Source organism: Nonomuraea antimicrobica (genome assembly GCF_039536965.1).
GTDB lineage: Bacteria > Actinomycetota > Actinomycetes > Streptosporangiales > Streptosporangiaceae > Nonomuraea > Nonomuraea antimicrobica.
In genome coordinates, this window is sequence record NZ_BAAAZP010000105.1 from 1 (window position 1) to 13,650 (window position 13,650).

At 73.5% G+C, this 13,650-nt stretch carries 12 protein-coding genes; 3 read left to right on the forward strand and 9 right to left on the reverse strand.

Annotation, left to right across the window (positions count from 1 at the left end; translation table 11 throughout):
* From ABD844_RS30485 to zwf, 7 genes are all read right to left on the reverse strand, one after another.
* Positions 1–751, reverse strand: a 751-nt coding sequence (locus ABD844_RS30485) for a serine/threonine-protein kinase (RefSeq protein WP_344885789.1), incomplete at its 3' end; no start/stop codon positions are given.
* A 148-nt stretch (positions 752–899) separates the two neighbouring features.
* On the reverse strand, positions 900–2,042 hold the full coding sequence (locus tag ABD844_RS30490) for a cytochrome P450 (RefSeq protein ID WP_344885792.1): 1,143 nt from the start codon (positions 2,040–2,042) through the stop codon (positions 900–902).
* A 166-nt stretch (positions 2,043–2,208) separates the two neighbouring features.
* Positions 2,209–3,000: an IclR family transcriptional regulator gene (locus ABD844_RS30495; RefSeq protein WP_344885795.1), complete on the reverse strand. Its 792-nt coding sequence runs from the start codon at positions 2,998–3,000 to the stop codon at positions 2,209–2,211.
* A gap of 146 nt (positions 3,001–3,146) precedes the next feature.
* On the reverse strand, positions 3,147–3,827 hold the full coding sequence (eda, locus tag ABD844_RS30500) for a bifunctional 4-hydroxy-2-oxoglutarate aldolase/2-dehydro-3-deoxy-phosphogluconate aldolase (RefSeq protein ID WP_425568693.1): 681 nt from the start codon (positions 3,825–3,827) through the stop codon (positions 3,147–3,149).
* A 58-nt stretch (positions 3,828–3,885) separates the two neighbouring features.
* Complete coding sequence (gene glk, locus ABD844_RS30505) at positions 3,886–4,851, reverse strand: glucokinase (protein ID WP_344885801.1); 966 nt, start codon at positions 4,849–4,851, stop codon at positions 3,886–3,888.
* Positions 4,852–4,969: 118 nt separating this feature from the next.
* Positions 4,970–6,913, reverse strand: coding sequence for a phosphogluconate dehydratase (edd, locus tag ABD844_RS30510; RefSeq protein ID WP_344885804.1), 1,944 nt, complete (start codon positions 6,911–6,913; stop codon positions 4,970–4,972).
* A complete protein-coding gene (gene zwf, locus ABD844_RS30515) occupies positions 6,910–8,337 on the reverse strand; it encodes a glucose-6-phosphate dehydrogenase (RefSeq protein WP_344885819.1) in 1,428 nt (475 codons plus the stop codon). Before zwf ends, edd begins: the two co-directional genes overlap by 4 nt.
* A 259-nt stretch (positions 8,338–8,596) precedes the next feature.
* Here zwf and ABD844_RS30520 point away from each other — a divergent pair, with 259 nt between their 5' ends.
* Positions 8,597–9,817, forward strand: coding sequence for an ROK family transcriptional regulator (locus ABD844_RS30520; protein ID WP_344885807.1), 1,221 nt, complete (start codon positions 8,597–8,599; stop codon positions 9,815–9,817).
* Here the strand turns inward: ABD844_RS30520 and ABD844_RS30525 are convergent.
* On the reverse strand, positions 9,814–11,388 hold the full coding sequence (locus ABD844_RS30525) for an ATP-binding cassette domain-containing protein (RefSeq protein ID WP_344885810.1): 1,575 nt from the start codon (positions 11,386–11,388) through the stop codon (positions 9,814–9,816). The genes ABD844_RS30520 and ABD844_RS30525 overlap by 4 nt on opposite strands.
* Positions 11,389–11,464: 76 nt before the next feature.
* On the opposite strand from ABD844_RS30525, the gene ABD844_RS30530 reads away from it, so the two are divergent.
* Positions 11,465–12,130: a TetR/AcrR family transcriptional regulator gene (locus ABD844_RS30530; RefSeq protein WP_344885813.1), complete on the forward strand. Its 666-nt coding sequence runs from the start codon at positions 11,465–11,467 to the stop codon at positions 12,128–12,130.
* Positions 12,131–12,152: 22 nt separating this feature from the next.
* Here the strand turns inward: ABD844_RS30530 and ABD844_RS30535 are convergent, their stop codons facing one another.
* On the reverse strand, positions 12,153–12,854 hold the full coding sequence (locus ABD844_RS30535; protein WP_344885816.1) for a DUF2470 domain-containing protein: 702 nt from the start codon (positions 12,852–12,854) through the stop codon (positions 12,153–12,155).
* Positions 12,855–12,932: 78 nt separating this feature from the next.
* Between ABD844_RS30535 and rpsD the strand changes: the two genes are divergently transcribed.
* Positions 12,933–13,547 (forward strand): 30S ribosomal protein S4, encoded by a 615-nt coding sequence (gene rpsD, locus ABD844_RS30540; protein ID WP_344885822.1) that lies wholly within the window; start codon positions 12,933–12,935, stop codon positions 13,545–13,547.
* The last annotated feature ends 103 nt before the right edge of the window (positions 13,548–13,650 follow it).

The window sequence follows — 13,650 nt, forward strand, 5'->3', positions numbered from 1 at the left end:
CCGTCGCGACCAGCCGGTCGAGCGGCGCGGGCAGCCCTCGCAGGTCGGGCGGCGCCTGCCGGGCCCTGGCCGCCATCACGTACGCGTCGCCCTCGCCGAACGGATGCCCGCCCAGCCCCGCGTACGCGATCAGCGACCCCCACGCGAACACGTCGCCGGCCGGGCTCGTCCGCCCCTCGAAGACCTGCTCGGGAGCGATCCAGCCAGGGGTGCCCATCACCATGCCGGCGTTGGTGTGCCGGGAGTCGACGTGCGTCGAGCGCGCCAGCCCGAAGTCGATCACCCGCGGCCCCGCCAGCGTCAGCATCACGTTGGCCGGCTTGAGGTCGCGGTGCACCAGGCCCGCCGCGTGGATCGCGGTCAGCGCGGCGGCCACGCCCACGGCCGCCGAGTGCAGCACCGACGGCGACAGCGCGCCGTGCTCGATGAGGTGGTCCTCCAGGGAGATGCCGTCGATGTACTCGGTGACGAGGTAGAGGACGCCGTGGTCCTCGCCGTGGTCGAGCACCCGCGCCGTGCAGAACGAGGCCACCTTGCGCGCGTTGGACACCTCTTCGTGGAAGCGCGCCCGGTAGACGGGGTCGGCGGTGAAGTCGCGCCGGATCGCCTTGAGCGCCACCCGCGAGCCGTCGGCGCCCTTGGCGAGGTAGACCACCCCCATGCCGCCGGAGCCGAGACGGCTGGCCAACTCGTAGGGGCCGATCGCCGGCGGGTCATCCGGCTGGAGAGGAGTGCCTGCGGAGCGCCCCAACGTCGCCGTCCTCTCGCCGTCGTCATCCCGTCTCAACCCGAACCGTTCCTCCCGCCGGTTCGTCCCTCTGGCACCCGAACCGTTCCGCCGCCCGGCATCCCGTTTGTACCCCAAGACTCTAACGGAGGAAGGGCCTGCCCGTAGGCCACTAGCCCTGAGCAGGGTCGCGCCGCAGGGGGCGCATCGACACGCGCAGCCGGGTCAGATCGATCGCCTGGGGCAGCGGACGGTGCGGCGACAGCAGCCGCCCGACCGGCTTGGGCCGGGCCGTGCGCAGGACGGCCGCCAGGAAGGCGGTGCCGACCGCGAGGGTGAGGTTCACGCCGTCACAGCCCGGCCGGGCCCACCACTCGTCGGCGGCGGTCCCGTCCAGCCAGATCTCGGGGGCGAACGTGTTCGCGTACGGCAGGCGCGGGCTGCGCTGGTGGGCGGCGACCGGCACGAGCACGGTGCTGCCCGCGGGCAGGGTGACGCCGTACCACTCGGTCTCGGCGGTCGTGACCCGCGACAGGGCCGGCACCGGCGGCCACAGGCGCAGACCCTCGCGCAGGCAGGCCCGCAGGTAGTCGGGGTCGGCGCGGGCCGACTTGCGGTGGGGCGGGTGGGCGGCCAGCAGCGCCAGGGTCTGCGTCAGCCCCGCCGCGGTCGAGCCCAGCCCCATGAGCCAGAACGCCGCCTGCATGAGCCCGCGCGACTCGGGCTCCGGTGTCTCCGCGATCAGCCCGGCCAGGCTGCCCGGCTCGGCCCTGCGCAGGTGGTCGATGATGCGGGCGTCGTAGCGGCCCGACAGGATCTCCTGGCGCCGCCTGGCCCGCCACCGGCCGGCCCGCATGACCCCCTCGAGCAGCCGGGTCAGCTCCTCGTCGCGGGCCGCGCCGTCGCCGTAGACGCAGCGCCTGGCCACGCGCTGCCAGCAGGAGTTCAGGCGGGCGTGGTCCAGCACGCCGCTGGTCACCTGCTCGGCCTCGGCCGTGGCGATCGCGATGAAGCGCGGGCGCAGCACGTCCGCGGACAGGTCGAAGGGGCGCTCGCAGAGCACCGGGCCGTAGGCGTCGTCGTCCTCGCTCAGCACCCGCAGGGCGTCGCGCTTGGACAGGATCAGCAGGACCGGGCCGCGCAGCCCGCGCACCAGCACGGGCCGGCCGCCGTAGCGGGATTCGAGGGCGGCCAGCAGCGTACGGGAGCGCAGCGGGTCGCGGCCGTACGCCGCGTGCGCGGCGCCCGGTGGCACGAGGACCCCCGTCAGGCGCAGGCTCTCCATCAGGGTGGCCCTGGGCAGTCTTCTGGGCACGTACGACCTCCCGGGATCCGGCCGCCCACGCTCGGGTCCCCGCGGCGGACGGGACGTTCATGCCTCGATGTGATCGTCCCGGGAGGCGCGCCCGCAATCGGGGGTTTCGGCCAATGGAACACTTCCGGTCTCAAGATCGGTCGGTGTTCCGATGATCGGAACGCGGTCAGACGCCGAGGAGCATGGCCGAGATGGCCTGGGCGGCGCCGCGTACGGAGATGCCCAGCTTGGCCAGTGGCGCCTGATGGGCGGGCGCGGCCACGCCGAGCGACATGCAGATGCGCCCGCCAGGACCGAAGACGGGCGCGGCCACGCAGGCCACGCCCTCGGTGTACTCCTCCTGGGAGTAGGCGATGCCGTGCCTGCGGACCTGGGCCAGCTCGCGCTCCAGCCCGGCCAGGCTGGTGATCGTACGGCGCGTCATCCGCTCGAACGTGCCGCGCGCCAGCAGTTCCTGGCGCAGCCTCGGGTCGAAGGCCAGCAGCGCCTTGCCGGTCGCCGTGCAGTGCAGCGGCGCCCGGTCGTGCCCGTCGGAGCGCGAGCCGACCCGGTTGTGGCCGTACAGGCGCTCGACGTAGCGGGCCTCCATGCCCGAGGGGACGGCCAGGTTCACCGTCTGCCTGGTGGTCTCGTACAGGTAGAGCAGGTACGGGAGCACCGCCTTGCGCGTGCCGGGGACGCGGACCCTGGAGATGCCCGCCATCGACTCCACCAGCTCGCCCGGCAGGTAGCCGTTGCCCACCCGCCGGGCCAGCTCGCGCGAGCACAGCACGCCCAGGATCCGGTGCGCGGTGGACTTGGGCAGGCCGGTGGCGCGGCAGAGCTGCGACAGCGTGACCGGGCGCGAGGCGGCGCTGAGCGCGAGAAGGAGGTCGATCCCGCGCTCGAGGCTGCCCGGCTGGGACGCGGGGCGCTCGTCCGCCAGGGGCTGTGCTTGACTGACCGTTTCCGTCGGCATCAATGTCCCTTTCGCTCTCCGAGGAGCGAAAGGGGCTTCCCGGGGCTGCGGTTTTACATGTCCTGGCGTACCCGGCTGCCGCGTGGTGATACACGCTCAGTGAGGAGCCGTGATCTCCGTGTGCGCGGAGATCGCTCTCTCCCGGGTCAGCGCAGGGCCGCGGCCTCGGCTGCGAGCTTCTCCACGCGCCCCCAGTCGCCCGCGGCCAGCGCGTCGGCCGGGGTGAGCCAGGTGCCGCCGACACAGCCCACGTTCGGCAGCGCCAGGTAGTCGGGGGCGGTGTTCACGCGGATGCCGCCGGTCGGGCAGAAGCGCAGGTCGGGCAGCGGCCCGGCCAGCGACTTCAGGTACGGCACGCCGCCCGCCGCCTCGGCGGGGAAGAACTTCAGCTCCTTGATACCCCGCTCGGCCAGCGCCATCGCCTCGGACACGGTGGCCACCCCCGGCAGGTACGGGACCCCGCTGGAGTCGAGCGCCTCGACCAGCGACAGCGTCGTGCCCGGCGAGACCAGGAACCTGGCCCCGGCGGCGACGGACCCCGCGATGTCGTCGGTCGTCCGGATCGTGCCCGCGCCCACCACGGCCTCGGGCACCTCGTCGGCGATCCTGGCGATGGCCTCACGCGCGGCCGGGGTGCGCAGGGTGACCTCGATGACCGGCAGGCCCCCGGCCACCAGCGCCCGGGCCAGCGGGACGGCCGTCGAGGCGTCCTCGATCACCACGACGGGGATCACTGGGGCGAGATCGAGCAAGCTCATGGATTCCTTCTCCTCATCGGCCCTCTGCGAGGCCGCATCGTCGGCCTCGTCGCGAGGCCGTGTCGTCACACGGGGTGGTCACGTCGCGCGGCCGTCCTCGTGCTCGGCACGGCCGCGCACGCCGCGCTCAGCCCACCAGCTCCCTGCGGGCGCGCCGGCTCAGCCAGGCGGCCGCGCCCGTCATGCCCGGCTGCGGCGCGACGATCAGCACGGTGCCGATCCCCGCGAGGTAGGCGGCCATGTCGGGATTGGACTCGAACCGCGTACGGAAGCCACTGGTGCGCACGCGTTCCACGATACGGGGCAGCACTCCGCCGGCCAGGTACACCCCTCCACGGGCGCCCAGGGTCAGCGCCACGTTCCCGGCGAAGCCCCCCAGCATCCCGCAGAACACCTCGACCGTCTCCGCGCACAACGAGTCGTCGACCCGCGCCACGATGTCGGAGGCGCTCAGGTCGGGGGCGCCGACGCCGTTCACCAGGGCCAGCGCCCGGTGCAGCCGCACCAGGCCGGGCCCCGACAGCACGTGCTCGGCCACCACGTGCGCGAGCCCCTGCTCCCGCAGCGCCCGGACGACCTCGAACTCCCGCGGCTCGACGACCGGCACCGTCACGTGCCCGCCCTCGCCGGGGATCGGGGTCCAGCCGTCCTCGACCGGCACCAGCCCGCCCACGCCGAGCCCGGTGCCCGGCCCGAGCACCGCCTTGACCCCGTGCGCGGGCGCGGGCCCGCCCAGGGACACCAGGTCGCCGCCCTCCAGGTGGGGCAGCGACACGGCCAGCGCCTCGAAGTCGTTGAGCAGCCGGGCGTACGGGATGCCCAGCTCGCGTACGGAGCCGGCCCACACGGAGTTCGTCAGCCGGTAGTCGTCGCCGTCGACGGGACCGGCCAGCGCCAGGCAGGCCGCCCCCGGCCGCACACCGCCCGCGTGTTCGGCGAGATAGGCGGCCACGGCCTCGGGGAGGGTCGCGTAGTCGGCTCCGGCCAGCACCGCGACGTGGGACGGGGGCGCTCCGAGCGAGGTGACCAGGCCGAACCGGGCGTTGGTCCCCCCGATGTCGGCGACGAGCCAGGGAAGGTCAAAGGCACTCACGCATACCTCCGGACGGACGCCGGGCACCGTGCCGGGCACCGTACTGAGCACTGTAGTGAGCACAGAAGTGAGCCCCGAAGGTGAGCGCCGAAGTGACACCGTCGTGCCCGAGGTCCGCTCACCGGACGAGCCCGGCGGGCCGCGCGCCGACCGGCGTGCCCGTCTCCAGGTGCGAGGCGCCGGCCTGCGCGGGGAACCCCAGCCCGGGGCCGTGGTCCGGCGACTCGGCGCCGCTCACCCCGAAGATGCCCGCGCCCTGCTCGGCGTGCCCGGCCATCCTGCGGAAGGTGGCGAACAGCTCGCGGCCGGTGCCGACCCACTGCGCGTCGCTCAGCGGGCGGCCCTCGGGGGAGCGCCGGGCCAGCACCTCGGCGGGCACCAGCAGCTCCAGGGTGCCCGCCGCCGAGTCGAGCCTGATCACGTCGCCCTCGCGGACCAGCGCGATCGGCCCGCCGTCGGCGGCCTCGGGCGACAGGTGGATGGCCGCGGGAACCTTGCCGGACGCGCCCGACATGCGGCCGTCGGTGACGATCGCCACCCGCTGCCCCCTGTCGAGCAGCACGGCCAGCGGCGGCGTGAGCTTGTGCAGCTCCGGCATGCCGTTCGCGCTCGGGCCCTGGTAGCGGATGACCGCGACGAAGTCCTGCCCGTCCAGTTCGCCCGCCTCGAACGCCTTCAGCAGGTCGAGTTGGTCGTCGAAGACCTTGGCCGGAGCCTCGATCACCAGGTGCTCGGGCTTGACCGCCGAGATCTTGCTGACCGCGCGGCCGAGGTTGCCTTCGAGCATGTGGATGCCGCCGTCGGCCGAGAACGGCGCGGAGACCGGCCGCAGCACGTCCAGGTCCTGGCTGCCGTCGGTGACGGGCGCCCAGACCAGCTCGCCGTCCACCAGCTCCGGCGCCTGCCGGTAGCGGCCGAGGCCGGGGCCGGCCACCGTCATGACGTCGTCGTGCAGCAGCCCCTCGTCGAGCAGGTCGCCGATGAGCACCTGCATGCCGCCGGCGTCGCGGAAGTGGTTCACGTCCGCCTGGCCGTTGGGGTAGATCTTGGTCAGCGACGGCACGACCCGCGACAGGCAGGCGAGGTCGTCCCAGGTCAGTACGATGCCCGCGGCGGCGGCCATGGCCACCAGGTGCAGCGTGTGGTTCGTGGAGCCGCCGGTGGCCAGCAGCGCGACGCAGGCGTTCACGATCGACCGCTCGTCGACCAGCTCGCCGATCGGTGTGTACTCCGCGCCGTGCGCGGTGATCTCCACCGCCCGGCGGCCGGCCGCCTCGGTGAGGGCGTGGCGCAGCTCGGTGTGCGGGTTGACGAACGTCGAGCCGGGCAGGTGCAGGCCCATGACCTCCATGAGCGCCTGGTTGGAGTTCGCGGTGCCGTAGAAGGTGCAGGTGCCGGGGGAGTGGTACGACTTGGCCTCGGCGTCGAGCAGCTCGGCCCTGCCGACCTTGCCCTCGGCGAAGAGCTGCCGGGTGCGCGCCTTGACCTTGTTCGGCAGGCCCGAGGTCATCGGCCCGGCCGGTACGAAGATCGCGGGCAGGTGCCCGAAGTGCAGCGCCCCGATGAACAGCCCAGGCACGATCTTGTCGCACACGCCCAGCAGCAGGGAGGAGTCGAACATGTCGTGCGACAGCGCGATCGCGGCGGCCATGGCGATCACGTCCCGGCTGTAGAGCGACAGCTCCATGCCGGCCCGGCCCTGCGTGATGCCGTCGCACATTGCGGGCACGCCGCCCGCCACCTGCGCCACGCCCCCGGCCGCGCGCACGGCCGCCTTCAGCTCCCGCGGGTACGTCTCGTACGGCTGGTGTGCGGACAGCATGTCGTTGTAGCTGGTCACGATGGCCACGCCGGGCTTGGCGGCGGCGCGCAGCGCCAGCTTGTCCTCCGCCGGGGCGCCCGCGAAGCCGTGCGCGAGGTTCGCGCAGCCGAGGTGGGCGCGGGCGGGACCCTTGGCCCTGGCGGCCTCGCCGTCGCGACGGATCCGCGTCAGGTAGGTGGCCCGGCTGTCAGCGCTCCGCTCGGCGATGCGGTCGGTGATCTCCTGGATGACGGGGTTCACAGTTCCTCCTCGTGCCACGCGCGACCGCTGCGGCCGAGCAGTTCGTGGGCTCCGGCGGGGCCGGTGGTACCTGCGGGGTAGGGCTCGGGCAGGGCGGGATCGGCCGACCAGGCGTCCAGGATCGGGTCGATCCAGCGCCAGGCCGCCTCGACCTCGTCACGGCGCATGAACAGCGTCGGGTTCCCGGCCAGCACGTCGGTCAGCAGCCGCTCGTACGCCTCCGGCACCCGCGCCGTGAACGTCTTGCCGAAGCTCAGCGACAGCGGCACCGGCTTCAGCGACACCTCGCCCGCGCCCGGCTCCTTGGCCATGATGTGCAGCTCGATGCCCTCCTCGGGCTGCAGCCGCAGTACGAGCCGGTTCGGCGTGCCGCCGGGGTAGATGGAGTGCGGCACGTCCTTGAACTGCACCACGATCTCCGAGCGCCGGTACGGCATCCGCTTGCCCGTACGCAGGTAGAACGGCACCCCCGCCCACCGCCAGTTCTTGACCTCGGCCCGGATCGCGGTGAACGTCTCCACCCGCCGCGACGCCTCGGTGGGCGCCGTGGAGGCGGGCTCGTCGAGGTAGCCCGGCATGTCGCCGGCCGCGGTGTACTGGCCGCGCACGGTGAACCGGCCGACCTCGCCGCCGGAGATCGGGCGCAGCGCCTGGAGCACCTTGACCTTCTCGTCGCGGATGGCCTCGCGGTCGTTGCGGGCCGGCGGCTCCATCGCGGTCAGCGTCAGGAGCTGGAGCAGATGGTTCTGCACCATGTCGCGCAGCGCGCCCGCGTGGTCGTAGTAGCCGCGCCGGCCCGGCGTGCCGACGGTCTCGGCGGCGGTGATCTGGACGTGGTCGATCCACAGGGAGTTCCAGATCGGCTCCAGGAAGGCGTTGGCGAAGCGCAGGACCAGCAGGTTCTGGACGGTCTCCTTGCCCAGGTAGTGGTCGATCCGGAAGATCTGGCGCTCGTCGAAGATGGCTCCGACCTCGTCGTTGATGCGCTGCGCGCTGGGCAGGTCGTGGCCGAGCGGCTTCTCCAGCACCACCCGCGAGCGCGGGGTCACCAGGCCGGCGTCCTGCAGCTCGCGGCAGAAGGGGCCGAACGTCCTGGGCGGGCTGGCCAGGTAGAAGACCCGGTCGCGCTGCTCGTGCCCCGCCAGGAGCCGGGTCAGGGCGCTCCAGCCGGACCGGTTCTCGCCTCCGACGTCCACCGAGACGTGGTGCAGGCGCTCCAGGAAGCGCTGCCACACGGCCGGGTCGTCGACCGGGACCTGGCCGCGTACCTCGGCGTCCACCTTGCCGCGGAAGTCGGCGTCGGTCAGCCCGCCCCGGGACATGGCGATGACGCGGGTCTCCGGCGCGAGCCGGCCCTCCCGGTCGCTGTGGTACAGCGCCGGGATCAGCTTGCGCATGGACAGGTCGCCGGTGCCGCCGAGCACGACGAGGTCGGCGCGGTGGCGGACGGCGGGGGCCGCGGCGGATGCGGCGGGCGCGACGGGCTCGGCGGGCGCGGTGGAGGTGGCGGATGCGGCGGGCGCGGCGGGCGCGGTGGACACGGTGAGGGGCTCCGATGATCTACCAAGCAAGGACAGAACGGACACTATCGAGAGTTTGGGTCCTGTACAAGCGGAGTTTTGGCACGCGAGATAAAAAAGTCTCGACTTTTCATTACGTAACCCCGTGTGGTTCACTTGGCCGATGCCACGACGTACCGCCGCCGCGCTCGCCACGAGTGGCGAGGTGCTCCGCCTCATCCGCACCGGAGAGGCCGTGACGCGGGCCGACCTCGGCCGGGTGACCGGCCTGTCGCGCCCCGCGGTGCAGTTGCGCGTCGGCGAGCTGCTGGAGCGCGGCCTGGTCGTGGAGCGCACCGACGCCCCTTCCACGGGCGGGCGGCCGCCGGTCCGGTTGGAGTTCAACGCCGCGGGCGGCGTGGTGCTGGTCGCGGCGCTCGGCGCCAGCCGCACCCGGGTCGCCGTGTGCGACCTGGCCGGGAGCGAGCTGGCCGGCCGCGAGTTCACGATGGACGTGGAGGAGGGGCCCGACGTCGTGCTGCCCCTGCTCATGGACACCTGGGACGAGCTGCTCGGCGACCGGCCGCGCTCGATGATCAGGGGTGTCGGGATGGGCGTGCCGGCCACGGTCGAGTTCGCCCAGGGCCGTACGGAGAGCGCCCGCGTCATGGCCTCCTGGACCGGCGTGGTGATCCCCCCGCGCATCCACGAGCGCTTCCCCGTGCCGGTGCTCGTGGACAACGACGTCAACGTGCTGGCCATCGGCGAGCACCGGGGCGCCTACCCCGACCTGGACGACCTGATGTTCGTGAAGATCTCCACGCGCATCGGCGCGGGGGTGATCGCCGGTGGCGGCATCCTGCGCGGCGCGCTCGGGGCGGCGGGCGAGATCGGGCACATCCCCGTGCTCGACGGGGGCGGCGTGCTGTGCCGCTGCGGCAACCTCGACTGCGTCGACTCGGTCGCCAGCGGCACCGCGCTGCTGCGCGACCTGCGGGCGCTCGGCAAGGACGTCAAGACCATCGGCGACGTGACGGCGCTGGTGCGGGCGGGCGACGCCGAGACGATGGCCACCGTGCGCGAGGCCGGCCGGCGGATCGGGGAGGTGCTGGCCGGGGCGGTCAACATCCTCAACCCGTCGGTGGTCGTCCTGGGCGGCGACGTGGCGGAGGCGTTCGGGCCGCTCGTGTCGAGCATCCGCGAGGTCGTCTACCGTCGCTCCACGGCCCTGGCGACCCGGCGCCTGCGCATCGAGCCGAGCCGCCTGAGGGCCGGGGCGGGCATCAGCGGGTGCGCGGTGATGGTGCTGGACCACGTGCTGTCACCCGAGGCCGTGGACGACGCCGTGGCCGAGAGCATGACGCTCACCCCCCTGAGCCGCCCCGCCTCGACCCGGGCGGGTTAGAGGTCCCAGCGGGGTTCGCCGCTCTCCCGCACCACCCCGTCAGCGCCGAAGATCAGATACCGGTCGAGGTCGTCGGCGAACCACCGGTCGTGCGTGACGGCCAGCACCGTCCCCTCGAACCCGCCGAGCCCTCGCTGCAACGCCTCCGCGCTGGCCAGGTCGAGGTTGTCGGTCGGCTCGTCGAGCAGCAGCAGCGTCGCCCCCGACAGCTCCAGCAGCAGGATCTGCAACCTCGCCTGCTGCCCGCCCGACAGCGTCTCGAACGACTGCCCGCCCGCCGGGGCCAGCTCGTAGCGGGCCAGCGCCGCCATCGCCTCGTTGCGGGTCATCGCGTGCTCGCGCATCACCACCTCGGCCGTGAGCCTCCCGTGCAGGTCGGGCCGCAGATGCGTCTGGGCGAACCGGCCGGGGGAGACCCGGGCGCCCAGGCGGGCCAGGCCCCGGTGCGCGATCGGCTCGCCGGCCAGCAGGCGCAGGAAGTGCGACTTGCCGGTGCCGTTCATGCCGAGCACGCCGACGCGCTCGCCGTACCAGATCTCGGTGGAGAACGGCCGCAGCAGCCCGGTCAGCTCCAGGTCCGCGCAGACGACCGCTCGCTTGCCGGTGCGCCCGCCGCGCAGCCGCATGCGGACGTTCTGCTCCTTCGGCGCGCGTTCCGGCGGCCCCGCCCGCTCGAAGCGCTCCAGCCGCGTCACCGCCGACTGGTACGCCCCCGCCAGCGCGTCGTTGCCGGCCGAGCGCTGCCGCAGCGTGTGCACCAGCCGCCGCAGCCGGGCCCGCTCCTCCTCCCAGCGCTGCCGCCGCTCCTCCAGTCGCTCCTTGCGCTGCCTGCGCGCCTCGGCGTAGCTCGCGAACCCGCCGCCGTGCACCCACACGCCCCGCCCCTCGACGGTGACGATGCGATCGGCGGCCTCGGCCAGCAGTCGCCGGTCGTGCGAGACGAGCAGCACGGCCTTGCCCGAGGCCCTGATCGCGCGTTCGAGCCACTGCTTGGCGCGGACGTCGAGGTAGTTGTCGGGCTCGTCGAGCAGCAGCACCTCGTCGGGGCCGCGCAGCAGCGCCTCCAGCATGAGCCGCTTCTGCTCACCGCCCGACAGCGTGGCCAGGCTCCTGTCCTTGATCCGCTCGTACGGCAGGCCCAGCGCCTCGGTGGCGCACACGTCCCAGACGACCTCCAGCTCGTAGCCGCCCGCGTCGGCGTAGTCGGCGATGGCCTGGGCGTAGCCGAGCTGGTGCGGCTCGTCGTCGCACGCGGCCAGTGCCGCCTCGGCCCGCTCCAGCTCCGTGAGCGCCTCGCGGGCCCGGCGCGGGGCCACGTTGATGAGCAGGTCGCGCACGGTGCCCTCGCCGAGGAACTGCCGCATCACCCCGATCCCGCCCCCGACCACGATCCGCCCGTCCATCGGCGTCAGCTCGCCGGCGATCAGGCGCAGCAGCGTGCTCTTGCCCGCGCCGTTCGGCCCCACCAGCGCGGCCTTGGCGCCCTCGCCCACCTTGAACGACACCTCCAGCAGCAACGGCCGCCCGTCCGGCAGCAGGTACGTCACCCCGCTCACGTCGACGTGTCCCATGGCAGCCCTCCCCCTCGACCAACGTTCTACTTACTAGACCATCGATCCGGTCATCCGTACAACGTATTATTCCGGGGTGGACACCGTGTGGTCGCGCCCCCAGCGGGCGCCCAGGCAGACGCTGACGCTCGACCGGATCGTCGAGGAGGCGCTGGCGCTGCTCGACGAGGAGGGCGTCGGCCGCCTGACCATGCGCCGGCTGGCCGAACGCCTCGGCACGGGCTCGACCACGCTCTACTGGCACGTCAAGACCAAGGACGACGTCCTGGATCTGGCCCTCGACGCGATCTTCCAGGAGGTCCGCGTGCCGCGCGGCGAGACGGACGCGGGCGGGCCGGGGGACGACTGGCGGGTGCGGGTGCGCGGGCTCATGCGCGGCTGGCGCGCGGCCCTGCTCCGGCACCCGTGGTCGGCCACGCTCCTCGACCGGCCGCTCCTGGGGCCGAACGCGCTGGAGCGCACGGAGTTCCTCTACCAGACGCTGACGGCCGCCGGGTTCGGTGCGCCGAAGGCGGCGGCGTACAGTCTGTCCAACTATGTGATGGGCTCGGTCATCATGCAGGTGACCTGGGAGGGTCGCGACGAGACGGGCACGGGGGCGTTCCTGGACGAGCACGCCGGCCGCTATCCCGCCCTCGCCGAGCACGGCCTCGACCACGAGTGGGACACCACGTTCGACGAGGGCCTCGGCTACCTCCTCGACGGGATGGCCCGCTCGCGCGTCCCGCGGAACGACGCCTGACCGGCGGCGCGCGGCCGCGGGCTCAGCAGGCGCACAGCAGCCCGCGCAGCGCCGTCTCCAGGCACAGGCTCGAACGCGCGGGCGTCGGCCACGGGAAGCGCACGAGCGACTCGTCCACCCGTACGGTCGCCCCGAACCGGTCCAGCTCCCACAGCCACACCTCGTCGGCCCGCTCCCCGAGCTGCCGCGCCACCCCCGCCGCGAGCTGCGGGCGGTGCGAGGCGTTCACGTGGGCCAGCACCCGTTCGGCCGTGTCCGTCAGCGGGTCGGGCGCCGCCGTCAGGTAGTCGTCGGCGTCCAGGAGCCCCGACTCCTGTCCCGTCAGGTACACGACCTGTCCCACGTCGAGCCGCAGCAGCCGGGGCGCGTCCGGCCGGCCGAACCGTTCCAGCGCCTCGAACAGGCTCTCGTCCGCGCAGTGCGCGGCCACCGCCACCGCCGCCGAGCGCGCCTCGGCCTCCGGTACGGCCTCCGCCCAGCCCTGCACCTCGATCAGCCCTCGCGGGTGCGTCACGGAGCCCAGTTGCCGCATCGCCGTCAGGTTCACCGCCACGACGGCGTCCTCGCGCAGGCCGTGCAGCGCCTCGCCGGGACGTACCAGCAGCACGGGCCGCCCGCGCGGGTCCACCCCGCCCCGAGCGGGGGAGGGGGCGCCGTCGACGGAGAGCTTGGCGACGTCGGCGGTCGCGGCGAGGGTGCGGACCCGCTCGGGGATCGGCAACATGGGCGCCTCCTTGAGGACGACGGCAATGGTAGGTTAGGCTTGCCTAAGTAAGGATTACCTAATCACATCGAGGTGAACGTGCGCTACACCGGCCCGAAGGTGCGACTGTCGCGTCGCGCGGGCGTCCCGCTGACCAGGAAAGCCGTTCGCTACTTCGAGCAGCGCCCGTACCCGCCGGGCGAGCACGGCCGCAAGACCAACCGCCGCAACACCGGCGACTACGGGCTGCGGCTGATGGAGAAGCAGAAGCTGCGCTGGTACTACGACGTGTCGGAGCGGCAGCTCCGCCGCTACTGGGACCTCGCCGTACGCAAGTCGGGCGCCTCCGGCGCCGAGCTGGTCACGATCCTGGAGAGCCGCCTGGCCTCCCTCGTGCTGCGCGCCGGCCTGGCCCCGTCGATCTACGCCGCCCGGCAGTACGTCAACCACGGCCACATCGCCGTCGACGGCCGCAAGGTGGACATCCCCAGCTACCTGGTCAAGCCCGGCCAGGTGGTGACGGTACGCGAGCGCTCCCGCCGGATGCAGCCCTTCGTGGCCGCGGCCGAGGGCGTCCACGCCGACGAGCGGACGGCGGTGTACCTGTCGGTCGAGCTGCCGGACCTGCGCTTCACGCTGACCCGCCGGCCGGAGCGCGGGGGGATCGCCATCCCCGTGGACGAGCAGCTCGTGGTGGAGTACTACTCCCGGTAGCCGCGGCGGTGGCGGTGCCGGTCCCGGTGGCGGTGGGGGCCGGTCAGGTCGTGCGGCGAGCGGGCGGTGGCACGCCGGTCAGGTCGCGCGGCGGGCCCGCCCG

Excerpts from the sequence above, each read along its gene's own strand:
- ABD844_RS30495 (WP_344885795.1), bottom strand. The coding sequence starts at position 3,000 with ATGCCGACGGAAACGGTCAGTCAAGCACAGCCCCTGGCGGACGAGCGC.
- ABD844_RS30520 (WP_344885807.1), top strand. The coding sequence starts at position 8,597 with ATGCCACGACGTACCGCCGCCGCGCTCGCCACGAGTGGCGAGGTGCTC.
- ABD844_RS30525 (WP_344885810.1), bottom strand. The coding sequence starts at position 11,388 with ATGGGACACGTCGACGTGAGCGGGGTGACGTACCTGCTGCCGGACGGG.
- ABD844_RS30535 (WP_344885816.1), bottom strand. The coding sequence starts at position 12,854 with ATGTTGCCGATCCCCGAGCGGGTCCGCACCCTCGCCGCGACCGCCGAC.